Annotated in this window: 26 protein-coding genes; 16 read left to right on the top strand and 10 right to left on the bottom strand. The window is 59.5% G+C overall.

The genetic code is table 11. The annotated features are described in order from the left end of the window. Nucleotides 1–3 precede the first annotated feature (3 nt). The 5 genes from PZ897_RS07010 to PZ897_RS06990 all read right to left on the bottom strand — a co-directional run bounded on the left by PZ897_RS07010 (nt 4) and on the right by PZ897_RS06990 (nt 4,396). Nucleotides 4–1,026, bottom strand: a complete 1,023-nt coding sequence (locus PZ897_RS07010; RefSeq protein ID WP_275751160.1) for a MotA/TolQ/ExbB proton channel family protein — start codon at nt 1,024–1,026, stop codon at nt 4–6. A 107-nt stretch (nt 1,027–1,133) separates the two neighbouring features. Then, nucleotides 1,134–1,934 (bottom strand): inositol monophosphatase family protein, encoded by an 801-nt coding sequence (locus tag PZ897_RS07005; protein WP_275751158.1) that lies wholly within the window; start codon nt 1,932–1,934, stop codon nt 1,134–1,136. 93 nt (nt 1,935–2,027) lie between these two features. Further along, a complete protein-coding gene (gene efp, locus PZ897_RS07000; protein ID WP_275751157.1) occupies nt 2,028–2,591 on the bottom strand; it encodes an elongation factor P in 564 nt (187 codons plus the stop codon). 120 nt (nt 2,592–2,711) lie between these two features. Continuing rightward, nucleotides 2,712–3,662: a tetratricopeptide repeat protein gene (locus tag PZ897_RS06995; protein WP_275751155.1), complete on the bottom strand. Its 951-nt coding sequence runs from the start codon at nt 3,660–3,662 to the stop codon at nt 2,712–2,714. 80 nt (nt 3,663–3,742) lie between these two features. After that, complete coding sequence (locus PZ897_RS06990; protein ID WP_275751153.1) at nt 3,743–4,396, bottom strand: thiamine phosphate synthase; 654 nt, start codon at nt 4,394–4,396, stop codon at nt 3,743–3,745. Between the two features lie 92 nt (nt 4,397–4,488). Here PZ897_RS06990 and PZ897_RS06985 point away from each other — a divergent pair, with 92 nt between their 5' ends. The 3 genes from PZ897_RS06985 to PZ897_RS06975 all read left to right on the top strand — a co-directional run bounded on the left by PZ897_RS06985 (nt 4,489) and on the right by PZ897_RS06975 (nt 7,442). Continuing rightward, entirely contained in the window at nt 4,489–5,265 is a 777-nt protein-coding gene (locus tag PZ897_RS06985) for a sulfite exporter TauE/SafE family protein (protein WP_275751152.1), read from the top strand. A 66-nt stretch (nt 5,266–5,331) separates the two neighbouring features. After that, the gene (locus PZ897_RS06980; protein ID WP_275751150.1) at nt 5,332–6,981 is read left to right on the top strand and encodes an acyl-CoA synthetase; all 1,650 of its coding nucleotides are present in this window, start codon (nt 5,332–5,334) and stop codon (nt 6,979–6,981) included. Between the two features lie 203 nt (nt 6,982–7,184). Next, nucleotides 7,185–7,442, top strand: coding sequence for a metalloregulator ArsR/SmtB family transcription factor (locus tag PZ897_RS06975; RefSeq protein ID WP_275751148.1), 258 nt, complete (start codon nt 7,185–7,187; stop codon nt 7,440–7,442). Nucleotides 7,443–7,560: 118 nt separating this feature from the next. On the opposite strand, the gene PZ897_RS06970 is transcribed toward PZ897_RS06975, so the two are convergent. Next, nucleotides 7,561–7,737 carry a DUF465 domain-containing protein gene (locus PZ897_RS06970; protein WP_275751146.1) on the bottom strand — a complete coding sequence of 59 codons (177 nt, stop codon included), beginning with the start codon at nt 7,735–7,737 and terminating at the stop codon, nt 7,561–7,563. Nucleotides 7,738–7,947: 210 nt separating this feature from the next. Here PZ897_RS06970 and PZ897_RS06965 point away from each other — a divergent pair, with 210 nt between their 5' ends. From PZ897_RS06965 to PZ897_RS06940, 6 genes are all read left to right on the top strand, one after another. Beyond that, entirely contained in the window at nt 7,948–8,151 is a 204-nt protein-coding gene (locus tag PZ897_RS06965) for a YdcH family protein (RefSeq protein ID WP_275751144.1), read from the top strand. A 52-nt stretch (nt 8,152–8,203) separates the two neighbouring features. After that, nucleotides 8,204–8,668, top strand: coding sequence for a 5-(carboxyamino)imidazole ribonucleotide mutase (gene purE, locus PZ897_RS06960; RefSeq protein ID WP_275751315.1), 465 nt, complete (start codon nt 8,204–8,206; stop codon nt 8,666–8,668). Then, nucleotides 8,665–9,768 (top strand): 5-(carboxyamino)imidazole ribonucleotide synthase, encoded by a 1,104-nt coding sequence (locus PZ897_RS06955; protein ID WP_275751142.1) that lies wholly within the window; start codon nt 8,665–8,667, stop codon nt 9,766–9,768. Before purE ends, PZ897_RS06955 begins: the two co-directional genes overlap by 4 nt. Before the next feature lie 143 nt (nt 9,769–9,911). Next, a complete protein-coding gene (ykgO, locus tag PZ897_RS06950) occupies nt 9,912–10,037 on the top strand; it encodes a type B 50S ribosomal protein L36 (protein WP_275751140.1) in 126 nt (41 codons plus the stop codon). Between the two features lie 70 nt (nt 10,038–10,107). Next, entirely contained in the window at nt 10,108–10,716 is a 609-nt protein-coding gene (locus PZ897_RS06945) for a hypothetical protein (protein ID WP_275751137.1), read from the top strand. 76 nt (nt 10,717–10,792) lie between these two features. Next, nucleotides 10,793–11,836, top strand: coding sequence for an alpha/beta hydrolase (locus tag PZ897_RS06940; RefSeq protein WP_275751135.1), 1,044 nt, complete (start codon nt 10,793–10,795; stop codon nt 11,834–11,836). 55 nt (nt 11,837–11,891) lie between these two features. Here PZ897_RS06940 and pyk read toward each other — a convergent pair whose 3' ends face one another. Further along, a complete protein-coding gene (gene pyk, locus PZ897_RS06935) occupies nt 11,892–13,331 on the bottom strand; it encodes a pyruvate kinase (protein ID WP_275751133.1) in 1,440 nt (479 codons plus the stop codon). Beyond that, on the bottom strand, nt 13,331–13,729 hold the full coding sequence (locus PZ897_RS06930; protein ID WP_275751313.1) for a DUF1036 domain-containing protein: 399 nt from the start codon (nt 13,727–13,729) through the stop codon (nt 13,331–13,333). Before PZ897_RS06930 ends, pyk begins: the two co-directional genes overlap by 1 nt. Before the next feature lie 294 nt (nt 13,730–14,023). Between PZ897_RS06930 and PZ897_RS06925 the strand changes: the two genes are divergently transcribed. Then, the gene (locus tag PZ897_RS06925) at nt 14,024–14,806 is read left to right on the top strand and encodes an N-formylglutamate amidohydrolase (RefSeq protein WP_275751131.1); all 783 of its coding nucleotides are present in this window, start codon (nt 14,024–14,026) and stop codon (nt 14,804–14,806) included. A 116-nt stretch (nt 14,807–14,922) separates the two neighbouring features. Next, nucleotides 14,923–15,189, top strand: a complete 267-nt coding sequence (locus PZ897_RS06920; protein ID WP_275751129.1) for a DUF2312 domain-containing protein — start codon at nt 14,923–14,925, stop codon at nt 15,187–15,189. Nucleotides 15,190–15,392: 203 nt separating this feature from the next. Here PZ897_RS06920 and PZ897_RS06915 read toward each other — a convergent pair whose 3' ends face one another. Both PZ897_RS06915 and PZ897_RS06910 read right to left on the bottom strand, forming a co-directional pair. Then, entirely contained in the window at nt 15,393–17,153 is a 1,761-nt protein-coding gene (locus tag PZ897_RS06915; protein WP_275751127.1) for a DUF882 domain-containing protein, read from the bottom strand. A 261-nt stretch (nt 17,154–17,414) separates the two neighbouring features. Then, on the bottom strand, nt 17,415–18,953 hold the full coding sequence (locus PZ897_RS06910) for a sigma-54 dependent transcriptional regulator (protein WP_275751125.1): 1,539 nt from the start codon (nt 18,951–18,953) through the stop codon (nt 17,415–17,417). A gap of 169 nt (nt 18,954–19,122) precedes the next feature. On the opposite strand from PZ897_RS06910, the gene PZ897_RS06905 reads away from it, so the two are divergent. The 5 genes from PZ897_RS06905 (at nt 19,123) to PZ897_RS06885 (ending at nt 26,314) form a co-directional block, all read left to right on the top strand. Beyond that, a complete protein-coding gene (locus PZ897_RS06905; RefSeq protein WP_275751123.1) occupies nt 19,123–20,970 on the top strand; it encodes a M3 family oligoendopeptidase in 1,848 nt (615 codons plus the stop codon). Nucleotides 20,971–21,052: 82 nt separating this feature from the next. Beyond that, on the top strand, nt 21,053–22,504 hold the full coding sequence (locus tag PZ897_RS06900; RefSeq protein ID WP_275751120.1) for a homospermidine synthase: 1,452 nt from the start codon (nt 21,053–21,055) through the stop codon (nt 22,502–22,504). 135 nt (nt 22,505–22,639) lie between these two features. Continuing rightward, nucleotides 22,640–23,005 carry a hypothetical protein gene (locus PZ897_RS06895; protein ID WP_275751119.1) on the top strand — a complete coding sequence of 122 codons (366 nt, stop codon included), beginning with the start codon at nt 22,640–22,642 and terminating at the stop codon, nt 23,003–23,005. A 24-nt stretch (nt 23,006–23,029) separates the two neighbouring features. Then, nucleotides 23,030–24,283: an AMP-binding protein gene (locus tag PZ897_RS06890; RefSeq protein WP_275751117.1), complete on the top strand. Its 1,254-nt coding sequence runs from the start codon at nt 23,030–23,032 to the stop codon at nt 24,281–24,283. 138 nt (nt 24,284–24,421) lie between these two features. Then, nucleotides 24,422–26,314 carry a 5'-nucleotidase C-terminal domain-containing protein gene (locus PZ897_RS06885; protein WP_275751115.1) on the top strand — a complete coding sequence of 631 codons (1,893 nt, stop codon included), beginning with the start codon at nt 24,422–24,424 and terminating at the stop codon, nt 26,312–26,314. The last annotated feature ends 14 nt before the right edge of the window (nt 26,315–26,328 follow it).

The raw sequence follows: 26,328 nt of genomic DNA, 5'->3' as shown, positions 1-26,328 counted from the left end.
GGCCTATTGTTTCCCGATCTTGTCGGAGAGCTTGTCGAGCGTCTCACGCATACGCCGCGATTCGGCCTGCTGGGCTTCGATCCAGTCCCTCAGCATCTGCTGTTCGTTGCGCATGTTCTTGACCAGCCCCTGAATGCCTTCTGCAAGGCTTGCCATGGCAGCTGTGGTGCGCGGAGTAGGCCCTGACTCCTGGGACATTTTCTGCATCCGCTCGGTCAGCAACCGGATTTCTTCGGTTGCGCCGGTTGTCTCGGTCGGCATCACCATGCCCGAATCCAGATCGGTCATGGTCGACAGCCAGTTTTCAAGCTCGGTGTAGAACCGGTTCTGCGCCCGCCCGGCCTGCAGATCGAGAAATCCGAGCACCAGCGATCCGGCAAGGCCAAACAGCGATGAGGAGAAAGCCGTTCCCATGCCATCCAGCGGCGCCGACAGGCCGCTTTTCAGTGTCGAGAGAACATCGTCAGTTCCACCGGTTCCGGGATCGAGCGACTGGATCACCTGATTGATCGACCCGATGGTGCCCAACAACCCCCAGAACGTGCCGAGCAGGCCCAGAAACACCAGAAGGCCGATCAGATACCGCGACGTATCACGCGATTCATCAAGCCGTGTGGCGATCGAATCGAGAATCGAGCGCAACGACGAGGTCGAAAGCGCCATTTCCTGGCGGCGGCCGATCAGCGCCCGCATCGGCGCCAGCAGCACAGGATCGCGTCCGACCTTCTCCGCGTCGCCGGTTGCACGCAGCGAATTGACCCAGCGAACTTCCGGGCGCAGCCTCAGCACATGGGTGAAAACCAGAAGCACACCGACGGCGAGTACCCCGACAATCAACCCATTCAGGCCAGGATTGGCAAGAAATGCGGTATGTATTTGCCGGTAAAGGATGGCCGCGACAAAACCGGAGAGGATGAGAAAGATCATCATGCTCCAGAAAAACACCAGCGGACTGGAAAGCTTGTGCGGATCCGCACCGCTGCCGTCTTCGGAGATACCCCATCCAGACAATGTAAGTTTCGCCATGCGTTGTCCGTCCCGGCCGTTGTCGCAAATCATCAAGTCAGGCGGAGACTAACCGAAAATATGGCGGAATTGAAAGCACCCTTTCAAAACAAGGCTATGACGAGGCTCTACACCTGAGGTGCAGGACGTTGGACAAGCTCCAGAAGCCCTTTGAGGATATATTCATTTCCCGCGGCAACCGAGCCTGTCCCGAACATGTCGGTTCCGCCAGCAGTATCAGAGACAAAGCCACCGGCTTCGCGGATAAGAATGAGTCCCGCCGCCATGTCCCAAGGCTCGAGTGGCTTCTCCCAGAAGCCGTCAAGCCGGCCCGCGGCGACATAAGCCAGATCCAGTGCCGCAGCACCCATGCGCCGGATGCCTGCACACTCGCCCATGACATGACGCAATTCCACCAGGAACTTGCCGTGATGGCCGCGCCCAAGATGCGGCACTCCGGTACCGATCACCGCATCTGACAAGGCCTTGCGGCCGGCAACCCGCAAACGGCGGTCATTGAGGAACGCCCCGCCACCCCGTTCGGCAGTGTAGAGTTCGTCCGTCGAGGGATTGTAGACCACCCCGGCCACGATCTCGCCATTGCGCTCGAGCGCAATCGAAACGGCAAAATGCGGCATGCCGTGAAGAAAGTTGGTTGTTCCATCGAGCGGATCGACGATCCAGCGATGCGCGCCATCGGTGCCGGTGTGCGCTTCACTTTCCTCGCCGATGAAACCATAGGTCGGCCGCGCCCGCATCAGCTCCGTCTTGATGATGGTTTCCGCCTTGCGGTCCGCCTGGCTGACATAATCGGCCGGTCCCTTGAGCGAGACCTGGAGATTTTGCACCTCGCCAAAATCGCGCGCCAGAGAGCGCCCGGCCTTGAGCGCCGACTGAACCATCACGTTGAGAAGGGCTGAACGCGCCATCTGTCTTATTCCTTGGTGTCGGCGGCGTGATGGACAAAGCTGCCATACGCCGGTGTCTTGGGCTCGAAGCGGAAATACGGTCTTGCGACCGGTTTACTCCGCGCGGCGCAAATAGGTCAGCTCATTGGTGTCCACAACCACCCGCTCGCCGGCAGAGATAAAGGGCGGCACCAGAATGCGCACGCCGTTTTCGAGCATCGCAGGCTTGTATGACGACGTCGCGGTCTGGCCCTTGACCACAGGATCGGCCTCCGCGATTGCCAAGGTCACGTGATCGGGCAGGGAAATGCCGATCGGGCGCTCGTCATGAAGTTCGACAGTCACCATCATGCCGTCCTGCAGGAAGGCGCGGCGATCGCCAACAAAATCCTTCTGCAGTTCCAGTTGCTCGTAACTTTCCAGGTCCATGAAAACCAGGGCTTCACCCTGCTCGTAGAGAAACTGGAATTCCTTCTGGTCGAGCCGGATACGTTCGACCGTCTCGGACGCCCGAAACCGTTCATTGAGCTTGGTGCCGTCGATGAGATTTTTCATCTCGACCTGGTTGAAGGCGCCGCCCTTGCCGGGCTTGACCGCATTGGTTTTCACCACGGCCCACAAGCCACCATTGTGCTCGAGCACATTGCCGGGGCGAATTTCGTTTCCGTTGATTTTCATAAGAGCAATCCGCGTGAGCTTTATCCGGGCCGGTTTTCGGCGCCGCTTGGCGGCCTCAAGACCACAAACAGCGCAGCTTTTCAAGTCTACGCCCCGTGTCAACGGCTTCATTGTGCAGAATTAGCGCTTGCCGAACTTGTTGGCAGCCTCGATGGCCTGCTTTTGCTCGTCCTCGGTCAGTCCCTGATAGAAATCATCAAGTGACCGGTCATTGTACCCGGCGCGGCGGGACAGGATATACCATTTTCCAGCCTCCACCGGATCACCGCTGGTGCCGATCGCGTTGATATGCAGCACCGCCATCCGGTTTTGCGCCACCACATTGCCGCCGATAGCCGCGACCTGCATCCAGCGGAAACCGTTTTCATAGTCCTTGGGACCACCGATGCCATCGATCAGCCAGATGGCATAATCCAGCTGTGCGGTATCATATCCGGCTTGTGCAGCCTTTTGCATCAGGTCACGGGCCCGCGCGCGCTTTTCATCCGGAATGCCGGTGGTGTTGCTGTAGATCTGGGCCAGTGCGTACTGGGCGTCAGCAATCCCCTGTTCGGCAGATCTCTCGAAATAGGGCAAGGCTTCAAAGATACCGGTATCACCCGGTTTTTTTGAAACCAGGATCTGTGCATGGTTGAACTGGGCAAATGCATTGCCTGCATCCGCTGCCTTTTTCATCAGTTCTTCGGCCCTGGCCCGGTCTGCGGGCACATGCTTGCCTTCCAGCAACATCACACCAAACTTGAACTGGGCGGATGGGTCTCCGCGTTCCGCCGCCTGACCATACCAGAAAGCCGCATCATCCATGTTGCGCGGCACCCCAAGCCCTGCGGCAAACAGCTCCGCCAGCAAGGTCTGCGCCGCCGAATCTCCCAGTTGCGCGCGCGGCAACGCCAGTTCCATGGCCGTGAGATAGTAGCCGCGTTGAAACGCACCAAAGGCCCGGACGGTGGCATCAACCGGTGATGCAGCATCTTTCGACGCGTCTTCGCTGGCAACGACAGGTGCCAGGCTCTTATCCGTTGTGTCTTGCGCACGGGAGGAGCCACTGCCCAGCATCACGACCAATGCCATCAACACAGCCCCGCGTGCTCGGCGCGGGGTTGCGGCGGATTGCGGGCAGTTCCATGGGCTCAGGTCACGCATGCGGCTCATTATCGATCAAACCGTGGCGCTTTTTCGTCAAGCATTGCGTTGATTTCAGCAACGATCCGCGGCGCCTCGGCAGGAACGGAAAACACCGCCTTGCCAAAGGCGATGAATTCCGCCCGAGTTTGCGCCATTTCTTCCACAAAGGCGATGCTCGTCCCGCCCATCACCAGACAGGGGATCTCGATCATGTCGGCCCACCATTCCGCCAGCGCAATGTTCTTCGCGTGCGGCTCCGGCTTGATGTCGCCATTGATCGATCCGAACATCACATAATCTGGTTGCGACTCGCCGATCGACAGCGCCGCATGGCGCTCGCGCGCATTGCCGCCGCCGACAATCAACCCAGGCGCGTGACGCGCCACCGCTTCGGCCATCGCAGTGGGGCCAACTTCGAGGTGCAGACCGTCCGGCCGCACCCTCCCGGCAACCCTGGAATCACCAGCCACAAGGGCTGCCGCACCGGCCGCCTGAACAACAGAGATCAGTGCCTCGCATCGTTTCTGGAAGCTTTTCTCATCGAGATCGTGTTGCGGAATGATGACAGAGGCGACATCACCGCCACGCAGCGCGTCCCGGGTCACAGCTGCCAGCGCGGTCGCGTCTGCAATATCGGGTGTTACCAGAACAAGGCGGCAACGATCGATTGGATTGGTCATGAGAATTCCTGTCAGGAGCAGCGCTGAAAGCCAATATGGCCAATATGCTGCAAACGGGATAGACCGGCGCGGCACAAGGATCAACCACTGCAATGATGTCTGACCCCTTCTTCTATGCCACCGCAATTCCTGCCGTGATCATGGTCGGCCTCTCCAAAGGGGGCTTCGGCGGTGCCATGGCGCTTCTGGGAGTGCCGTTGATGGCGCTGACCATCTCTCCGGTGCAGGCTGCGGCGATCCTGCTGCCAATTCTGGTTGTCATGGATGCGGTCAGCCTCTGGATCTGGCGCAGCCACAAGGACAACCGCACGCTGGTCATCATGGTGCCCGGTGCCCTGATCGGCATCGCCATTGGCTGGGCGACAGCGGCATGGGTCACCGCAGCCATGATCAAGCTCATCGTCGGTGTTGTGGCACTGTGGTTTGTCTGGCGATACCTGGCGCAGATCCTGGCGACCGCCCGCAACGGCAACACGCAGACGTCACACCCGCATCGGCCGACCCAGGGCCTGTTGTGGGGAACATTGTCGGGCTTCACCAGCTTCGTCTCGCATGCAGGCGGACCGCCCTACCAGATCTATACCTTGCCGCTCCGCCAAGATCCCAAGACCTACACCGGCACCTCCGTCCGGTTCTTCGCTATCATCAATGCGGTCAAGCTGGCGCCCTATTTCGCATTGGGACAGTTTGATGTCACAAACCTCTCGACTTCGCTGGCTCTGGCGCCTCTGGCGCCGGTGGCAACGCTGGCAGGCGCCTTCATCGTCCGGCGGATGAAGCCTGATATATTCTACCCTTTCATGTATGCGATGGTCTTGCTCGCCGCGTTGAAGCTGATCTGGGACGGAACCTCACACCTCCTGGGCTGATGACAGCGGGGCGTTGAGGTGATTTGATGGTGGACTGATTAAGTCCCACTGAACAGGAACCGCCGCGTGAGCATCACCCCTTACGAAATCGATCTCGATCCCAATCCCGCCAACTATCAGCCGTTGACGCCACTGGCGCATCTGGAGCGCGCAGCGCTGATCCATCCGGATCACGTCGCAATCATCCATGGCGCCTTGCGGATGAGCTACAGGGACTTTCTGACGCGGTCCAAACAGCTCGCCAATGCCTTGTCCGCGCTCGGTCTGACGCGGGGTCACACGGTTTCGGTGATGCTGTCGAACACTCCGGCGATGCTTGAAGCCCACCATGGTGTGCCGATGACCGGGGCTGTGCTGCATTCGATCAACACACGGCTTGATGCCGAGGCGATCGCGTTCCAGCTTGATCACTCCGACAGCAAGCTGCTGATCGTTGACCGTGAATTTTCCGGCGTGGTCGCCGAGGCACTCAAGCTCGCCAAAGCCGATCCGATCGTCATTGACTATGACGACGCAAATTATCCCGATGACGCGCCTTTCCCGAAAGGAGCGCGGATCGGAACTCTGGATTACGACGAATGGGTGCAGGCGGCGGAACCGGATTTTGACCGGACCCTGCCTCAAGATGAATGGGATTCCCTGTCTCTCAATTACACCTCCGGCACCACGGGCAACCCAAAGGGTGTGGTGTATCATCATCGGGGGGCGGCCATGATGGGATACGCCAATGTCATTGCCTCCGGCATGGGTCGACATCCGGTCTATCTCTGGAGCCTGCCGATGTTTCACTGCAACGGCTGGTGCTTCCCCTGGACGCTTGGCGTTGTCGGCGGCACTCATGTCTGTCTGCGTTGGGTCCGGGCCAAAGCCATGTACGATGCCATCGCCGACCACGGTGTCACCCATCTCTGCGGTGCGCCGGTGGTCATGGCGACACTTCTCAATGTGCCCGAGGATGAAAGACCCGAATTCACCCACACGGTCAGCTTCAATACAGCTGCCGCGCCACCGCCCGAAGCAGTGCTGGCCGGCATGGCCGATGCCGGCTTTGAGGTGGTCCACCTTTATGGACTGACCGAAACCTACGGTCCTGCGGTTGTCAATGAATGGAAAGCCGAATGGTCGGCGCTGGAACGGGCTGCCCGGACAACCAGGAAGGCGCGCCAGGGGGTGCGCTACCCGGCACTCGAAAATCTGGCGGTGATGGATCCCGAAACCATGCAAAATGTGCCCGCCGATGGCGAGACGATCGGCGAAGTCATGTTCCGGGGCAATATCGTCATGAAGGGCTATCTGAAAAATCCGGCCGCCAGCAAGGAGGCCTTCCGCGGCGGCTGGTTTCATTCCGGCGATCTGGGAGTCATGCACCCCGACGGGTATTTGCAGATCAAGGACCGCTCCAAGGACATCATCATATCGGGCGGCGAGAACATTTCCTCAATCGAGGTCGAGGATGCTCTCTACAAGCATCCCGGGATCCTGGCTGCGGCCGTCGTGGCCCGGCCTGATGACAAATGGGGTGAAACCCCTTGCGCTTTTGTTGAGCTCCGCAGCGGCCATGCTTTGAGTGAAGCAGATGTCATCGAGCATTGCCGCGGATTGCTGGCCCGGTTCAAATGTCCGCGCACCGTTGTCTTTTGCGACATACCCAAAACCTCCACTGGCAAGATCCAGAAGTTCTTGCTGCGCGATCAGGCCAGGACCCTGGGCGCCTAAACAAGGTGGTCCAACAAGTCTCAAGCCGACTGGGTAAGATGAGAGCCAACCTGCGCATCCGAACCGGCATGTAAAGACATTCGCGATAGAAAGAGGTTCTCTCAGTTCAACTTTTCAACTGACGGGTTCGGCAGCTCTGCAGCGCCGGTTACGGTCAAGACAAAGGGCTTGCCGGTCTCACTTGTTTTATCTAGCGTGCATATATGACCATGGATGCTTTCCAAGCCATCGCCGACCCCAACAGACGCTATCTTCTGGAGGAGTTGCGCCGCCAGCCGCGCACGGTCAATGAACTTGCCAAAGGGCTGCCGATCAGCCGGCCAGCGGTCTCACAGCATCTCAAGGCGCTGCTCGACTGTAATTTGGTGACTGTCACCAGTCAGGGAACTCGCCGGATCTACACAGTCCGGACCGATGGATTTATGCACCTCAACCTGTGGGTCGACCAGTTCTGGTCCTGACCCGTTGACCGCAATGGAAAAGTCGTTTCAGGCGTAGCGCGCGGTACACCTGTCCCGGATGTCAAAAAGGCGCGGAGTATACCCCGCGCCCTGTCATCCTCATGTCATACAAATCTGGTTAATGTTGCGTATCACCGCGCAGACGGTTGATCTCATCCTTCAGTCGGAGTTTGCGGCGCTTAATATCCACGATCATATCGTCATGGACGGACGGTTGTGCTTGTACCGTGCGGAGCTGGGCCTCCAATTCGCCGTGCTTTCTTTCAAGTGTGGCAAGGTGAGCATCAATCGACATAAGCGACTCCTTTAGCTGGAATGCATCGGCGCCGGAACACCGGTGCAAATCGTTTGTTGACGCCTAAGAGTGTGCCACGGCTTTACTGGTTTGTCGAAGGTGATTTCTTGATGAGGGATAACTTCCCGTTACGCCTGTTTCTGTGGTAGAGCGCCGCCATGACAAAAAGGTCTGGCCAGGCGCCGACTGCATGCGTGAAACGGGGAAACTATGGCAGATCAGGAACAAGCGGAGCTACGTATGCTGGTGGCGCGGTTGCGGCATGAGCACGAAGATTTCGACGTCGCAATCAATGCCATGATACAGACTGGATGCGACCAATTGCGTATTCAGCGAATGAAGAAGAAGAAGCTGGCGATCAAGGACAGGATCACCGAGATCGAAGACCAGATTATTCCGGATATAATTGCCTGACCGTCGGAGCCTGAGCGTGACCTTTACCGAAAAACCGAAAGTGGCTGTGATCATGGGGAGCCAATCTGATTGGCCCACCATGAAACACGCGGCCGAGACATTGGCCGAGCTTGAGATAAGCCATCAGCCGCTCATCATTTCAGCCCACCGCACGCCTGACCGCCTTGTGGCCTTTGCAAAGACGGCGCGCGCGGAGGGATTCAAGGTGATCATCGCCGGCGCTGGAGGGGCGGCACACCTGCCCGGCATGGCTGCCGCGTTCACGCCATTGCCGGTTTTTGGAGTTCCGGTTGAATCCCGGGCCCTGTCCGGCCAGGACAGCCTGCTGTCGATCGTTCAGATGCCGGCCGGCATTCCGGTCGGAACTCTCGCGATCGGAAAGGCAGGGGCGGTCAACGCGGCCTTGCTCGCCGCCAGCGTGCTGGCACTCGCCGATCCCGGACTGGCTGACAGGCTCGACGCCTGGCGCCAGGCCCGTACTGACGCGGTCGCCGATTATCCGGAAGACCAGTCATGAGCGCCCAGCCTCTCGCACCCGGCGCGGTCATCGGCATTGTTGGCGGCGGCCAGCTTGGCCGCATGCTGGCAATGGCTGCGGCAAAGCTTGGCTACAAGACCGTCATTCTGGAACCCGACACACAGGCGCCGGCAGCCCAGGTTGCGACCAGGCAGATTGTTGCCGGCTATGATGACCCGGCTGCGCTGCAGCAACTCGCCGAGCTGTGCGATGTCGTCACCTACGAATTCGAAAATGTGCCGGCCGATGCAGTCCGTTGGCTGGAAAAACAATTGCCGGTCCGACCCGGATCAAAGGCCCTTGAAGTCGCGCAGGACCGCTTGCTTGAAAAGGCAATGGCGCGTCAGCTCGGTGCCGGCACGGCCTTGTTTGCGCCCGTTGCTGAACGGGCCGACCTGGATGACGCCATCGCCGTCACCGGGCTGCCTGCCGTGCTGAAGACCACTCGTCTGGGCTATGACGGCAAGGGCCAGGCGAAACTGGTTCGTCCCGAAGACGCCGATATCGCCTTTGACGCCATGAACGGCCAGATGGCAATTCTTGAATCCTTCGTCCATTTCGACTGTGAAGTCTCAGTGATTGCTGCGCGCGGCATTTCCGGCGAAGTGCGCGCCTTTGACATCGCCGAGAACATGCATCGCAACCACATTCTTCACACATCAACCGTGCCCTCGACGCTCGGGCCCAACGCGCAGACCGAAGCGCTGGAGATCGCCACCGCAATCGCCGGGCATCTGGACTATATCGGCGTTTTCGCTGTTGAGTTCTTTGCCGTTCGCGAGGGCGGCAGCCACCGGCTGCTGGTCAACGAAATTGCGCCACGGGTTCACAATTCCGGACACTGGACGGAAGCCGCCTGCGCCATATCGCAGTTTGAACAACATATCCGCGCCATTGTCGGCCTGCCGCTTGGCAGCCCCGAACGCCACTCCGACTGCGTGATGGAAAACCTTATCGGAGAAGATGTGGACGCTGTGGCCGGGTTGGCGGGCGAGCCCAATGCCGTCATTCATCTCTACGGCAAGTCCGAAGCCCGGCCTGGCCGCAAGATGGGCCATGTCACCCGCATCACCCCATCCAAACACCCAATCCCCAGCTGATCGGAACAGGAAAAAAGCGGCCCGCAGTTGACAGGATTTTCCCAACCGTCTACATGCCATGCCAACCGTTGAGCGCGCCCCAGCTGGCATGCTTTTGATTGAATTGGCGGCTTTGTCGCCCGAATAGCACGCGGATCAGAACTATGAAGATCAGAAATTCGCTTAAGGCGCTCAAAGCTCGTCACCGTGACAACCAGCTGGTTCGTCGCAAGGGCCGGGTTTACATCATCAACAAGCAGAACCCGCGCTTCAAGGCTCGTCAGGGCTGAAGCTGAGGGCCGCTTGGCCATCACTGAAATTTGCATTTGATATCTGGCGCAGACGGACTAGTTTTCCGTTATGCGCCATTTCTCGTTTTCCACGTCCCGAATTCTGACCCTGGCAGTCCTTCTGGGCGGCCTGTTTGCCGCGTTTCCGGCGATCGCCCAAGCCAACGCCGACGAATCGGTCATAGCTTCGGTGAAGCCACCTGCGACGCTGGACAGTCTGTTTTCAGAACTCAAACGCGAGCCCGACGAAAACAAGGCAAAGCGACTGAGCGAGCGCATCTGGGCGAAATGGCGCGATTCGGGCAGCGCCACTGCCAACCTGCTGATGCAGTGGGCCGACAAGGCAATCACCGAACGCAAGCATAGCCTGGCGCTGGACCTGCTCGATCAGGTGGTCGTATTGATGCCGGAATATGCTGAAGGCTGGAACCGACGCGCCACACTCAACTTCATGATGGGCGATCACGCAAAATCCATGGCCGACATCAACCGGGTCCTGTCGCTGGAACCGCGCCATTTCGGCGCCATCGCCGGCATGGCCACAATCCTGTCGAGTTCAGGAAATGACGAACTGGAACTCAGGGCCTGGGAGCAAATACTCGAAGTCTACCCGGCCAACCGCCAGGCGCAGAAGCGGGTCGGCGAACTGGCCGACAAGCTTGCAGGCGACAGAACCTGAAACTTTACGCTTCCCGTGAACGTCAACAGGTCAGAGGGTCAGCCGCCGTTTCAGAGTTCTCCCGCAAAGATGTCTCATGCCTTTTCAAAGACCGATCCGAACCATCATGATCCTTCTGCTTCTTGCCTTGATTTTTCTGCTGGCTGGTCTCGCCATCTGGACCGGTTTCAAAACCCGAAAGATTGAAGCGCTTTATCCAGCCGTCGGCGAGATGATTGATGTCGGCGGCTATCGCCTGCATGCCGTCCATCTGCCGCGCCCTGACACAGCGGACCTGCCGCCGCTTCTGTTCATCCACGGCGCCAGCGGCAATCTGCGCGATCAAATGACTCCGTTCCGGCCTGAATTCGAGGGCCGCGCCGAGATGCTGTTTGTAGACCGGCCCGGGCATGGCTGGTCCGAGCGCGGCGGACCGGACAACGACACCCCGGACGGCCAGGCAGACGCCATTGCCCGTGTCATGCAATCAAAAGGCATATCCAGCGCCATTGTTGTCGGGCACTCCTTTGGCGGTGCAGTCGCAGCCAGTTTCGCCCTTGCTCACCCGGACAAGACAGCAGGACTGGTTTTTCTCGCACCCGCGACCCATCCCTGGCCTGGCGGCATAGCCTGGTACTACGACCTGACCCAGCGGCCCATTCTCGGCTCTTTGTTTGCCGCCACCCTCGCCCTGCCTGCCGGTCTCACGCGAATCGAAAGCGGCACCGCCTGCGTCTTCGCGCCCAATCCCAAGCCCGCCGACTATGCGAGCGCGACGGCGGCAGCGCTGGTCCTGAGACCCAGGACCTTCCGCGCCAACGCAATCGATGTCGCCAATCTCAAGCCCTACCTCACACGCGTTGCCTCACGCTACACCGAGATCAAGACCCCGACCGTGATCATCACTGGCGACAGTGATTCCGTCGTGTTGGCGCATATCCATTCCGAGGGATTGGCCCGCGACATCGAGGGAGCAGAGCTGGTGTGGATCCGCAACCTCGGCCACAAGCCTGATCATGTAACCACGAAGCTGGCTGTGCGGGCCGTCGAGAAAGTGGCTGGCCTTGATGTCGATATGCAGGCTGCAGCCGCTCTGGCGGAAGCCGGCCTGGAAAAAGACGCCGCCACCTGTCCCGGTTGAGGCAAGTGGCGGCGTCAAAACCTGTCCGATGTCAGGCACCGTAATCGGCGGCGTATCAGATGCCGCTCATTCCGTCGGATCCGATATAGGCGATGCGCAGCATGTTGGTCGAACCCGGTGTGCCAAGCGGCACGCCGGCCGAAATGATGATCCGGTCCCCCGGCTTGCCGAATCCCTCGCGAAAGGCAATACGGCAGGCGCGATCAACCATATCATCCAGATCGGACGCATCCTGGGTAACCACGCAGTGCAATCCCCATACAACCGAAAGCCGCCGGGCAGTATGAATGACCGGAGACAAGGCGATCACAGGCACCTGGGGCCGTTCGCGCGCGGCACGGACACCGGTATTGCCCGATGAGGTATAGCAAACGATCGCCGACAGGTTGAGTGTCTCGGCGATCTGACGCGCTGCCAGCGAAATTGCATCTGCACCGGTCGCTTCCGGCTGCGGACGCTGCGAGAAAATGATCCCGGGATAGTTCGGATCACGCTCCACCTTGCGCGCAATGGACGCCATGGTCTCGACCGCTTCGACCGGATAATCACCGGCGGCTGATTCCGCTGACAGCATCACGGCGTCAGCGCCTTCAAACACTGCAGTGGCCACGTCCGAGACTTCTGCGCGTGTCGGAACTGGCGCCGAAATCATCGATTCCAGCATCTGTGTCGCCACCACCACGGGCTTGCCGGCCTTGCGGCAGGCACGGGTCAACTGCTTCTGGATGCCGGGGACTGACTCGATCGGCATTTCCACGCCGAGATCGCCACGCGCCACCATCAGCGCATCCGACAGCTCGATGATTTCGTCAATGCATTCGAGCGCCTGCGGCTTTTCGATTTTGGACATCAGACCGACGCGGCCGCGCGCAATCTTGCGCACTTCAGCCAGGTCCTCAGGCCGCTGGATGAATGACAGCGCCACCCAATCGACGTCATTGACCGCCAGCACCGCATCAAGGTCGCTCCGGTCCTTTTCCGTCAGCGCCCCGACGCTGAGCGTCGTGTCGGGCAGGCTGACGCCCTTGCGATCCGAGATCTTTGTCCCGCTGACAACCGTGCAGGTAATTGACGACGAGTCGGATTTGACGGCGAGCAGCTGCAATCTCCCGTCATCGATCAACAACCGGTGACCGGGCTTAACCGCTTCGAGGATTTCCGGATGCGGCAGAAATACCCGCGTTGCGTCGCCGGGCTCGTCACGGTTGTCCAGGGTGAAGGTCTGGCCGGGCGCAAGCGTCACGGCTCCCTCGGCAAACTTGCCCACCCGCAACTTCGGCCCCTGAAGATCGGCGAGTATGCCGATCGGCCTGCCACAGGCTTTTTCCACTGCACGGATACGGGTGACAAGCGTGCGCATCATCTCGTGAGTCGAATGGCTCATATTGATGCGGAAAAGATCCGCGCCCGCTTCATGCAGTTTCCGGATCATCGCCTCGTCAGAGGAGGCCGGTCCGAGAGTGGCAAGAATTTTAACATTGCGTTGGCGTTTCATCAGTTCTGGCTTTCTGGCACTTCAGGGGCGTCCGATAGCTGGACCATCCAGCTACCTTGCCGCCCGGTGTCGTATTCCTTGAATCCAACGCGCTGGAAGCCGCGAGCGAAGCAATCTTCGACGCCGACGACCCGGAATTCATTGTCGGCGACGCACATATTTATGTCACCGGCCCACCGGCCGCCGCCTCCGGCATCCTCCGCGTATAGATAATAATAGCGCGAGCCGAGCTGTCCCTCGATCAGGGTCGCGCAGGAGTTGGCGGGAATCTGCCACCAGCCTTCCGTCACCCAGCCCTCCGCGGTGCGGTAGCCGATCGAGCCGCCAACCAGCGACTGCGTTCCGTTGCAAACACGAAAATCGGCTTTGGCTTCACCGAGTCCGGCGAGCGCCAGCATCCCGGTCACCAGGGGAATGAGTAAAGTAATTCTGGCGAATGGAAAAAAGTTTGGTGGCAACTTGCGAAACTTCAATTTCGGTCAGTCTCCGCTCATGGTGTGTGGTTTGCTTTTGCGCCGGAGGGCCATGAAAGTCAACGAAAGACACCGGACTAATGTCGAACGGCTTCCCGTTGAACACTCCTTCAACCGGTGTCGGTGAAGAGAACTGGCCCATCCGGTTGCCCGAAGAGCCAGGCTGTGCGATTGATCCGCCTTGGCAACCCTCTCCTAAACCCAGCTTAGAACATGATCATGTCCGGCTTTCAGCCATTTGAAATCATCCCCGGCGACCCGCGCCGCTCCCTCGTGATCCTGGCCGACCACGCCATGAACCGTCTTCCCGCCGAATATGGCGACCTGGGGCTTTCCGCCGAAGCCTTCACCCGCCACATAGCCTACGACATCGGCGTTGAAGACGTAACCCGTGGTCTGTGCGCCCGACTCGGTGTGCCGGGTGTTCTGGGATGCTTCTCGCGGCTGTTGATTGATCCGAATCGCGGCGAAGACGACCCTACATTGATCATGAAACTGTCGGACGGAATGGTGATCCCCGCAAATCACCCCTTGTCGGCCGACGAGCGCGAGCGGCGGCTGAACCATTACCATCGGCCCTACCATGATGCGGTCGGGTCCGTCATCGCCGAGACCTGGCGCAAGTCCGGCAAGCCGCCACTGGTCATTTCCCTGCATTCCTTCACGCCAAGCTGGAAGGGCGTCGCGAGGCCTTGGCATGCCGGTGTCCTGTGGGACACCGATCCGCGCGCCGTTCATCCGCTCATCAACGCGCTGAGCGCCGATCCCGAGTTGATCGTCGGTGACAATGAGCCCTATGACGGGGCACTTAGAGGCGACACCATGCACAGGCATTGCTCGATGACCGGCCTGGCCCATGCCTTGCTTGAGATTCGCCAGGATCTGATCGCATATCCGGCAGACGTCGAAACATGGGTTTCGCGGCTAACGCCGATTCTGGCGTCTCTGGCGGACTTGCCCGATTTGCACGAGATCCAGCTTCACGGATCGCGGGTGACCTGATGTATGGGTGCGATTAATCCCGTCAAGTCACGCAATCACCCTTGACCCGAAGCCCGGCTTTGGGCACTTGAAGCCTCACACAGTTTACCTTTCATCATCCACGTAGGAGTGTCATCATGTCTGATGCCGGCGCCGTCGCCCGCGACCAGCTCCGTTCAATTGTCGAACGCATTGAACGGCTTGAAGAAGAAAAGAAGACCATCGCCGACGACATCAAGGATGTCTATGGCGAGGCCAAAGCGAACGGCTATGACACCAAGGTGCTTCGCAAGATCATTGCCATCCGCAAGCAGGACCAGAATGACCGGCTCGAGCAGGAGGCTATTCTCGACACCTACATGCACGCGCTTGGCATGGCGCCCGAGCCGGAAGACGCGATCTGACATTGAATCTGGGGGATTGCGCGCAGCGTAATCGGGCGAAAAGCCCCGCATGGCTCGCCTTCCCAGGCCGAACGCTGTGCGTAAATCGCACCGAAACCTCCTTCAAACGACAATGCCCGCATGATGTCATGCGGGCATTGTCGTTTGAAGGAGGTCCCTGCGGAGATCCGGGATACCCGAGCCGAGATGACAGCTCGTCAGGATCAGTTCCCGAACCGCGCCACATTGATGAAATTGACTGCAGACCCGGAGAACTGGCTGTGCGGAAGGTCGCCACCATCAGGTGCAAAGCCGCTGGCATAGACAATCTTTGGCGCAGCCCGCAACTGGGAGACGACAAAATGGCGGGCCTTTCCCGGAGGTGTGGCCATGGATTGCACGCTATCCTGCGCAAGCGCCCATTTCGAAATGATTGTTTCAGTCAGTTTCGGCTCCGTGCGAATGGAGGTGCGCTGCGGTTGTTGCGCCACAGCGGCTGCCGTCGGTCTGTCCCCCCTGCGAGAGGTTGAGATCGCCTTCGCCGACGCGCCCACGCGTGCGCCGCGTTGCGCCGGGACCGGCATCAGAGACGCCATCTCAATGTCACGCCGGGCGGCTGCCGGCTTCTGATCGCTGGCGCGGTCGCCCGGCCTGCGAATCGGCAATGGAACGAAATCATCTCCGGACGGCAAGGCGGCAAGAGCCGCTGCCGCCGACTGCGAAAGCCCGGCCGGAGCTGTTTCGGCGGCCCGTTCGATCAGCGCTTCAGCGACCTGAACATCTGCAGCAGGCTGCTCGACTTCATCCGTCTGCATGCGCGCCCTGATCAGACTGGGCACGGGTAAGGCCGCCATTTCCACTGGTCCCGCCTCCGGCTCCGGCGATGCGCCTCCAGCCCGTTCGGCCAGCAACAGCGGAATTGGCGCCCGGATACTTGCGAGTTCGATGCCTGCGGGCTGCTCCTGCTCGACGCCGGCATTCGCAGCAGCGGCAGCAAAAGCGTTGATCTCGGCCTGCGCCGGCAGCACCGGCTCTGGCGGAGCAAGTGCGGCCAGGACCACCGGCTGCTCGATGACGGGACGCGCGACTGGAATCGGCGCCCGGACCGGCAACGTCACGGCGTCCGCTGGCGGCGCGACCTGCGCCGGCGCATCCAGAACACCGGGCAGCGCGGCAATTTCGGTCTGGGGTGGAGCAGGCGCAGGCTTGGGAGCTGCGGCAATTGCCTCTGGCTCTTCATCCTCGTCGCCACCGCCGAACAAGGCGGCCAACAACCCGCCCGAGCGTTTCGCACTGCTGTCCGAATCGCCGCCGGGGGCCGATGCGATCGCACCGCCACGGCGTTTGTACTCGGCCAGAGCTGTCTGATAGCCGGGCAGCGGCTTGCCGTCCGGCGGCAGGTGAAGAGTTTTTCCATCAGGGAAAATCTTGCTCAATTCCTGCCTGCTCATACGCGGCCAGGCACGAACGCCTGCCACATCAAGGTGGACAAACGGCGACCCGGATTTCGGATAATATCCCACACCGCCGCCCTGCACCTTCATCGCCGCGGCCCTGAGCTTCGACAGGCTGACGCCGGGAATATAAAAATCCAGTGCCCTGCCGAGCATGTGCTGGCTTTTCTTGGCCTGGCCACCGCGGGTCCTGCGCAACATATCGTTCGTGGCCGGCGAGCGGTAAGCCGAAATAACATTGATGTATTCCTTCGCGCCGACCTGGCGGTAGACTTCCCAGACCAGGTCAAACAGCCGCGGGTCCATCTTCGTCGGCTCATTGCGCCGCCAGTCGCGCAAGAACCGGTTGAGCTTGGCCAGCCCTGCCTGATCATAGCGCCCGTTTCGCTTGAAAACGATTTCCGCCTTTTCCTTGGTGTGAATGTAGTAGAGCTTGAGAGAGCGCGTCTCCGCCTTCGCCTCTGGCGTAGCCATCAAACCAGCGCACACCGCAATCATCATCAGCAGGCCAATGCGAACCGTACCCGCCATAGCGGCACGGGCTCTCGCTCTCACGTGCAACCGCGAGCCCCTTGAGGCCGGAATCGGATTTGAACCTGTCTTCAATATCGCCAATGCTGTCCCCGAACACCGGAAAAACATGATTGAACACCATTTGATGCTCAAATGCGGTGACACAATGGCGACGTCTGCCATATGCCACCGCGGGAACAGTTATAGTGAATAATCCCTTAACAAGGAATGAAGCAGTTCAACCCGTGCGGAGTGTTCGGATTCGGCAGAACCGTCCCACTAGGCGGCTTCGCGCTCCGGATGGTCCGGATTGATCGCATAGTCCTTGAGCTTGCGGTAAAGCGTTGACCGGCCAATACCGAGACGCCGGGCCACTTCACTCATCTGGCCACGATAAAAAGAGAGCGCGAATCGGATCAACTCCTCCTCCACTTCGGAGAGTGGGCGCACTTCTCCCTCCGGAGTCACGGCGTCCAACGTCAGCCGGTTTTCACCGGCCTCCCGCACATTTGTCTCTGCACCCGCAACCAGCGCCGCGTCCGGCTCAGTCTCAATGCTCGGCGACATCAGATACAGCCTGTCCGACTCAGTGCTCGCCGAGGCCGAAAGCTCAAAGGCAAATTCCGACTCTTCAAAGCTGTATCCCGGCATTTGCGCCGCGATCTGCGGAAACAGATCGCTGGTCAGCGTCTGGCTGTCGCAAAGCACAATTGCCCTGTGGATTGCATTTTCCAGCTCTCTGATGTTGCCGGGCCAATCATGGGCGGTGAGCAGCGCCATGGCGTCCGGCGCGATATGCCGAATACGCTGGCCTCCACGCACGATTGAAAACCGTTCCGCAAAATGGCGGACCAATTGCGGAATGTCTTCCTTGCGCTTGCGCAATGCCGGCACGTGAATCGGAAACACATTCAGCCGGTAATAGAGATCCTCACGGAACCGCCCGGCCTTGACCTCCTCGATCAGATCCTTGTTGGTCGCCGAAATCAGCCGGATATCCACCTTTCTGGTCATCCGGGAGCCAACGGTTTCGATTTCCCCGAATTGGACCGCGCGCAACAATTTGACCTGGACATCGGCGGGCAGATCACCGATTTCGTCGAGAAACAGGGTTCCGCCATCGGCTTCGACGAATTTGCCGGTATGGCGTTCCGAGGCGCCTGTGAAAGCCCCCTTCTCATGCCCGAACAGAATGCTCTCCACCAGATTTTCGGGAATTGCACCGCAATTGACCGTTACGAAAGGTTTGTCACGGCGCGAACTTTCTGCCTGGATTGCCTGGGCAATCATTTCCTTTCCGACCCCGGATTCACCTTCCAGAACCACCGGTATCATCGACGCAGCAGAACGGCGTCCGAGCGCAATCACCCGTTCCATGGCGGGACTTGCCGCCACGATACCATTGAAACCGCACGGTCGCCGTGACGGAGCCGATCCTGTCTCGATCCGCGCCACCTTCAGCGCGTTCCCAAGCGCAACTGACAGACGTTCCGGCGACACCGGCTTGACCACGAAATCAAAGGCTCCGGCACGCATCGCCTTGACCACGGTTTCGATTCCGCCCTGCCCGGTCTGAACAACTACCGGAGTAGTGTTGCCCACCGCGCAAAGCCGCTCCAGAACTTCGAGGCCGCCCATCTCGGGCATCATCAAGTCGAGCACCACGGCGTCAACTGGACGCCCGGACCCGGTGATCCGGTCGAGCGCGGCGCGACCGTCCGCCACCAATTCGGACTCATACCCGGCTCTCTCGGCCGCTGCCTTGAGCAGACGGCGTTGAACCGGATCATCATCGACAATCAAAATCAGCTTGGACACAGATCGTTTTCCTCAATCCCGGGAAGTGGTCATGGGGCTTTCGCCATGCCATGACTCTGGCAGCAAAGCCTGAAAAACGAATTTCGAGAAATGATTGCATTTTAACCGATTATGCCCGTAAAACCGGTCTGCCGCCTTGCCTATCCAGTTTTTGAAAGTAAATGCCACCATGCCGAAAAATACATTGCAGCACGCCAAGGTCTTCGCTCCCTCAACAGCCAACGGAGCCAATGCCGCGCTGGGGGATTTGCCGGCCTGGAACCTGACCGACCTTTACAGCGGGACCGATTCAGCCGACTTCAAATCCGACCTGACCGCGGCCCAAAGCGAAGCCGAAGCCTTCGAATCGCGCTGGAAAGGCCGGATTGCCGAAGCGGCAGCCGCAGAAGGTGACGAGGGGCTTGGCGCGGCAATCGAGGCTTATGAAAAACTCGAGGAACTGATGGGCCGGATCATCTCCTATGCCGGGCTGGCCTATTTCACCGACACATCTGATCCCGCGGCTGCAAAATTCTACGGCGATGTGCAGAGTGCCATAACCGACAGCAGTGCCCATCTTCTGTTTTTCGCGCTTGAGCTCAACCGGATCGATGACGCGTTGATTGAAGACAGCATCAAGCGCGACCCGCAAGCTGCCCGCTATTCGCCATGGATTTACGACCTCAGACTTGATCGGCCCTATCAGCTCGAAGACAGGATCGAGCAATTGTTCCATGAAAAGTCCATGACCGGACATTCGGCCTGGAACCGGCTGTTCGACGAGACCATGGGCAGTCTCAAGTTTACCATTGATGAGGAAGAGCTGCCGCTGGAAGTGACGCTGTCCCATCTGCAGGATTCCGACCGGGCGAAGCGGAAGAAGGCCGGCCAAGCCCTTGCCGCCACCTTCAAGGACAATTTGCGCATCTTCACCCTGATCACCAACACGCTGGCCAAGGACAAGGAAATTTCCGATCGCTGGCGTGGTTTCGAGGACATCGCCGACAGCCGTCACCTGGCCAACCGGGTGGAACGGCCGGTGGTTGATGCCCTTGCCCAGGCGGTACGGGAGGCGTGCCCACGGCTGTCGCATCGCTATTACGCCATGAAAGCCCGCTGGCTCGGCCTCGAAAAGCTGGAGTTCTGGGATCGCAACGCGCCTTTGCCCGAGACCCCCCAGCAAATCATTCCCTGGGATGAAGCCAAGAACACTGTTTTGTCAGCTTACCACGGCTTTGCGCCGGAAATGGCAGACATCGCCCGCCGCTTCTTCGATCACCGCTGGATCGATGCGCCAAGCCGTCCGGGCAAGATGTCCGGCGCATTCGCACACCCCACCGTGCCTTCGGTGCATCCCTATGTGATGGTCAATTATCTCGGCAAGCCACGGGATGTCATGACACTGGCACATGAACTTGGACACGGGGTGCATCAGGTGCTTGCCGGCGCGCAAGGCGCCTTGATGGCGTCAACACCGCTGACCCTGGCTGAAACCGCCTCGGTGTTTGGTGAAATGCTGACCTTCCGCGCCCTGCTCGAACGCACCCCTGACAGGCGCGAACGCAAGGCGATGCTGGCCCAGAAGGTGGAGGACATGATCAACACCGTGGTGCGCCAGATCGGGTTTTACGAATTCGAAAGGCGGGTGCACACGGCCCGTCGCGAAGGCGAATTGACGTCAGATCAACTCGGCAACATCTGGCTTGACGTGCAGGCCGAAAGTCTTGGACCGGCGGTCAACCTCTCCGAGGGATACGAGACCTTCTGGGCCTATATCCCGCATTTCATTCATTCTCCGTTCTATGTTTACGCCTACGCCTTTGGCGATTGCCTGGTCAATTCGCTCTACTCTGTCTACGAAGAAGCCCCCGAAGGCTTCCGCGACCGCTATTTCGACATGCTCAAGGCAGGCGGAACCAAGCACCATTCCGAGCTTCTGGCACCCTTCGGCCTCGATGCATCCGATCCCGATTTCTGGAATCAGGGCCTGTCGATGATCGAGGGATTGATCGACGAGCTGGAGATGATGGAGTCCTGATCAACCGAATCCGCTTTATTGTAACAGAGAAGTGTGATTTAGCCGTCGCTAAGGCTGCAGCGGCAGCCAGGGAGCGAACGACATGACGCAGCAGGATTATCCGGTCTATGGAACCATCACCGGCCCAATCGTACTGATCGGTTTCGGATCGATCGGCCGCGGCACGCTGCCGTTGATCGAGCGCCATTTCAAGTTTGACAAGAGCCGGATGGTTGTCATCGAACCGCGCGACGATGCTCATGACATGGAAATTCTTGCTCAGCATGGCATCAGGCATATCAAGGCCCATGTCACAAAAGACAACTACAAGGACCTGTTAAGGCCGCTTTTGACCGAAGGTGAAGGTCAGGGTTTTTGTGTCAACCTCTCGGTCGATACCGGCTCGCTGGATCTGATCAAGTTCTGCCGCAAGCTGGATGTTCTCTACATCGACACCGTCATCGAGCCCTGGCTCGGTTTCTACTTCAACAAGGACATGAAGAATTCCGAGCGCACCAATTATGCGCTGCGCGAGACACTTCGCCAGGAAAAGAAGAAGAACCCTGGCGGCACGACGGCTGTTTCCACCTGCGGCGCCAATCCGGGCATGGTGTCGTGGTTCGTCAAGCAGGCGCTGGTCAACCTCGCAAACGATCTCAACGTCAAGTTCAAGGAACCCGAACACAACGATCGCCAGGGCTGGGCCAGGCTGATGAAGAAGGTTGGCGTCAAGGGCATCCATATCGCCGAGCGCGACACCCAGTTGGCCAAGGCCCCCAAGCCGCTCAATGTCTTCTGGAACACCTGGTCGGTGGAGGGCTTCATCTCTGAAGGCTTGCAGCCGGCTGAACTTGGCTGGGGCACCCATGAGAACTGGATGCCGAAGAACGCCAAAAAGCACAAGAAAGGCTGCAAGGCGGCGATCTATCTTGAGCAGCCCGGTGCCAATACCCGGGTACGGAGCTGGTGCCCGACCCCCGGTCCGCAATACGGCTTTCTCGTCACCCACAATGAGTCGATCTCGATCGCCGACTATTTCACCGTCAGGAACAAGGACGGCGACCTCACCTATCGTCCGACCTGCCATTACGCCTATCATCCGGCCAATGACGCGGTGCTGTCGCTGCATGAAATGTTCGGCAATGGCGGCAACCAGCAACCGGTCCTGCACGTGCTTGACGAGCATGAGCTGGTCGAGGGCCTCGACGAGCTCGGCGTGCTGCTCTACGGCCACGACAAGAACGCCTACTGGTATGGATCACGCCTGTCGCTTGAGCAAACCCGCCGCCTCGCACGCTATCAGAATGCCACCGGCATGCAGGTGACTTCAGCCGTTCTGGCAGGCATGGTCTGGGCGCTGGAGAACCCGAAAGCCGGCATCGTCGAGGCTGATGAGGTCGATTACAAGCGCTGCCTTGAGATCCAGACCCCCTATCTCGGGCCGGTCGAGGGCCACTACACCGACTGGACGCCCCTGACAGGCCGTCCCGGACTGTTTCCGGAAGATATCGACGAGACCGATCCCTGGCAGTTCCGCAACATATTGGTGCGTTAGGTTTGCCACAGTGGTCAACAACCGGACCGGCCCGGAAGCTGAACGGAAAGTCGCCGCCTTGCTTTCGCCGCCTGTGCGCTGCATTCTTTGATTGTTAGAATCCTATTGATGCCGGCTCAAGGGAAATACCGCGCCATGAAACCACATCGTATTATCGCCATTGGCGCGCTCGCCGCTTTGTTGGCGGCCTGCCAGTCCGCCACCTATTCGCCACGTCCCATGCCGGTGCAGCCGCAGGGCATCGAGGGACAGTGGGTTGGTGCTGATGGCATTGCAATTTCAACTTTTTCGAACGGTACATTTTCCTCGGTTTTCAGCCAAACTGGCGAACTTTTAACCCGCGGAAACTATATTATGACTGACGCACAAACAGTCGATATTTCGTTTTTTTCAATGAAGAGTGAGAGAAACAAAAAAGCTCGCTGTCTCATAGCCTCAACCAATCAAATGAATTGCACGGACGACGGTAATACACAGTTCACCTTGGTGCGTCGCATCTAGGCAGGCAAGCACAGGGCCCACATCATGACCCGTCATTTCGATGATCGTGAAACACGCGCGCCCGAAGCCCGCGAACTGCAAGCCTTCGACGAGTTCCGGGCCCTGCTGCGCCACAGCCTCAAGCGGCTTCCGGCCCTTGATACCTGGCTCGGCCATCCTGACCCGGCAACCCTTGGCGACCGGACGGCCCTGGCGAGCCTGCCGGTGCTGCGCAAACCGGACCTGATGGAAATGCAGGCAGCCAATCCACCGTTTGGCGGGCTTGCCGATGTGGACGCCTTGAAGGGCAATCGGGTCTTTCTGTCCCCCGGTCCGGTCTGGGAGCCACAGGGACTTGGCATCGACCCCTGGTCTTCGGCCCGCGCGCTGTTTGCCGCGGGCTTCCGCTCCGGTGATGTCATTCACAACGCGCTCAGCTACCACATGACGCCGGGCGGTTTCATTCTCGATGAGGGCGCACGGGCACTGGGTTGCCTGGTGTTCCCCGCAGGCGCCGGCAACACGGAAGCGCAGGTCGATGCAATCGCCCGTCTGAAGCCCAGTGGTTTCACCGGAACACCGGACTACCTCAAAACCATTCTCGAAAAAGCCGATGAACTCGGTCAGAACCTCTCATCGATCAAGCGCGCCCTGGTCTCCGGCGGGGCGCTGTTTCCCTCGCTGCGGCAATATTATACCGACCGGGCTGTCTCTGTGCTGCAGTGCTATGCCACGGCCGATCTCGGCGTGATCGCCTATGAAAGTACTGATGCCAGCGGCGCGCCACACCCCGGCATGATTGTCAATGAGGGAATCATCGTCGAGATCGTCCGCCCCGGCACCAATGATCCGGTGCCAGACGAAGAAGTCGGCGAATTGGTGGTCACCAGCTTGAACCCGGGCTATCCCCTTGTCCGTTTCGGGACCGGCGATCTGTCTGCGATGCTGTCCGGCGCATCTCCCTGCGGGCGTACAGGACCGCGCATTCAGGGCTGGATGGGCCGCGCCGATCAGCGCACCAAGGTCAAGGGCATGTTCGTGGATCCCAAACAGGTGGCCGAAGTCCTCAAGGCGCACCCCGAAATCGCCCGCGCACGCCTTGTCGTCAGCCGCTCCGGCGATGCGGATGTGATGACCCTGATGGTGGAACCCGCAGCCGGCGCTGCACCTGTGGCGCAGGACATCGAAAAAACCCTGTCGGCCATCGCCAAATTGCGCGGCTCGGTGGAAATCGCTGCCCCGGCCAGCCTGCCCAACGATGGCAAGGTGATCGCTGACGAGCGCGACTACACGGCCTGACACCGTCAAAAAATCACCCCGTGCCTAAGTCGCACTTGAAGTTCCCCGCTGTTAGTGAAACCATTCATTAAAGCCTGCCCGGTCGGCCTCGACACTCGACATCTGGCACGCTGTAAGCAGCGAAAAGGGAGCAGTTACATGAACAAAATCATCAAGCGAGCATTGCTGTCGGCATCGGTCCTGGGCATGAGCTCGGGCGCGGCTTTGGCCGATTACAGCCTGACAATCCTGCACATCAATGACTGGCATAGCCGCATTGAATCCAACAACAAGTATGAATCCACCTGTGCGGCAGAGGACGAGACGGAAGGGAAATGTTTCGGCGGTGCAGCACGGCTGGTCACCGCCATCGCCGACCGCCGCAAGGCGCTGGATGGCAGCAACGTCCTGCTACTCAACGGCGGTGACAACTTCCAGGGCTCGCTGTTCTACACCACTTACAAGGGCACGGTTGAAGCCGAATTCCTCAACCAGATGAAATTTGATGCCATGACCGTCGGCAACCACGAGTTCGATGATGGCGAAGAAGCGCTGGCACCGTTCCTTGATGTCATCGCGTTTCCGGTCCTCTCCGCCAATGTCGCTGCCAGTGTGTCATCGAAGGTCGGAGACCGGATCAAGCCATCAATGGTGATGGAAGTTGGCGGTGAAAAAATCGGCATCGTCGGCGCCGTCACCAACGACACGCCGGAGATTGCCTCCCCCGGACCCAATATCCTGATTGCAGACGACATCAGGTCAATCACCGCCGAAGTTGAGAAACTCACGGCCGAAGGTGTCAACAAGATCATCGCGCTGACCCATGTCGGCTACCCGCGCGATATGGAATTGGTGGCAAGGATTCCCGGCGTCGACGTTGTCGTCGGCGGTCATTCGCACTCCCTGCTGTCAAACACCGATGAAAACGCCGAGGGCCCTTACCCGACGATGATCGACAACCCTGGGGGCTACAAGGTGCCTGTCGCACAGGCCGCCTCCTACTCGAAATATCTTGGTGAATTCACTGTCACCTTCGACGATGATGGTGTGGTCAGGGAAGCCAAGGGCGATCCAATTCTGCTCGACAGCACAATCATCCCCGATGAAGGCGTTCTGGCGCGGATCAAGGAACTTGGCGCGCCGATCGAGGAACTCAAGACCCGCAGGGTGTCAGATACAGATGCGGCGATTGACGGCAGCCGCGACACCTGCCGCGCCGGCGAGTGCGAAATGGGCAATCTCGTGGCCGATGCCATGCTTGACCGGGTCAGCGATCAGGGTGTGACGATCGCGATCCAGAATGGCGGGGGATTGCGCGCCTCGATCGATGCCGGAGAGATCACCATGGGTGAAGTCCTCTCGGTACTTCCGTTCCAGAACACGCTGGCCACATTCGAGTTGAAGGGGTCCGACATCGTCGCTGCGCTTGAGAACGGCGCCAGCCAGATTGAAGAAGGTGGTGGCCGCTTCGCCCAGGTCGCCGGTCTGCGCTACACGTTCGACAAGGATGCCGAGGCCGGCTCCCGGATCGTCTCTGTCGAGGTCAAGAAAGGGGACGGCTTCGAGCCAATTGAACCCGAGACAGTCTATTCTGTCGCAACCAACAATTACATGCGAGGTGGTGGCGACGGCTATTCGGTCTTCAGTTCCGCTGGCATGAACGCTTATGATTTCGGTCCGGGCCTTGAACAGGTGGTCGCCGACTACCTGGCCAAGAATACCCCCTACAAGCCCTATACCGACGGTCGCGTGATGGCCGCAGCAACGAAGCCGATGACCGATTCGGCTCCGGCTGAGGAGGAAGCGGCTGCCGAGGCTCCGGACGTTGCCGTGGAGCCTGCAGCTGAAGAGGCGGCGATGGCCAAGGACGCCGCTGCCGAAACGGCCACGGCGGGCAAGGAGCACATCGTGGCTTCGGGCGACACCCTGTGGGATCTCGCCAAGACGTATTATGGTGACGCCACACTGTGGCCTATGATCGCAGAAGCCAATCCATCTGCCGAAGCAAAGGGTCTGACGATCGGCGACACCCTGTCGGTCCCCGCCAGGTAGGCCTGTTTTCCTGC

The organism is Hoeflea sp. YIM 152468 (assembly GCF_029210485.1).
Lineage (GTDB): Bacteria > Pseudomonadota > Alphaproteobacteria > Rhizobiales > Rhizobiaceae > Hoeflea.
The sequence above is the reverse complement of the archived record's forward strand: the minus strand, read 5'-3'. Positions and strand labels throughout refer to the sequence as shown.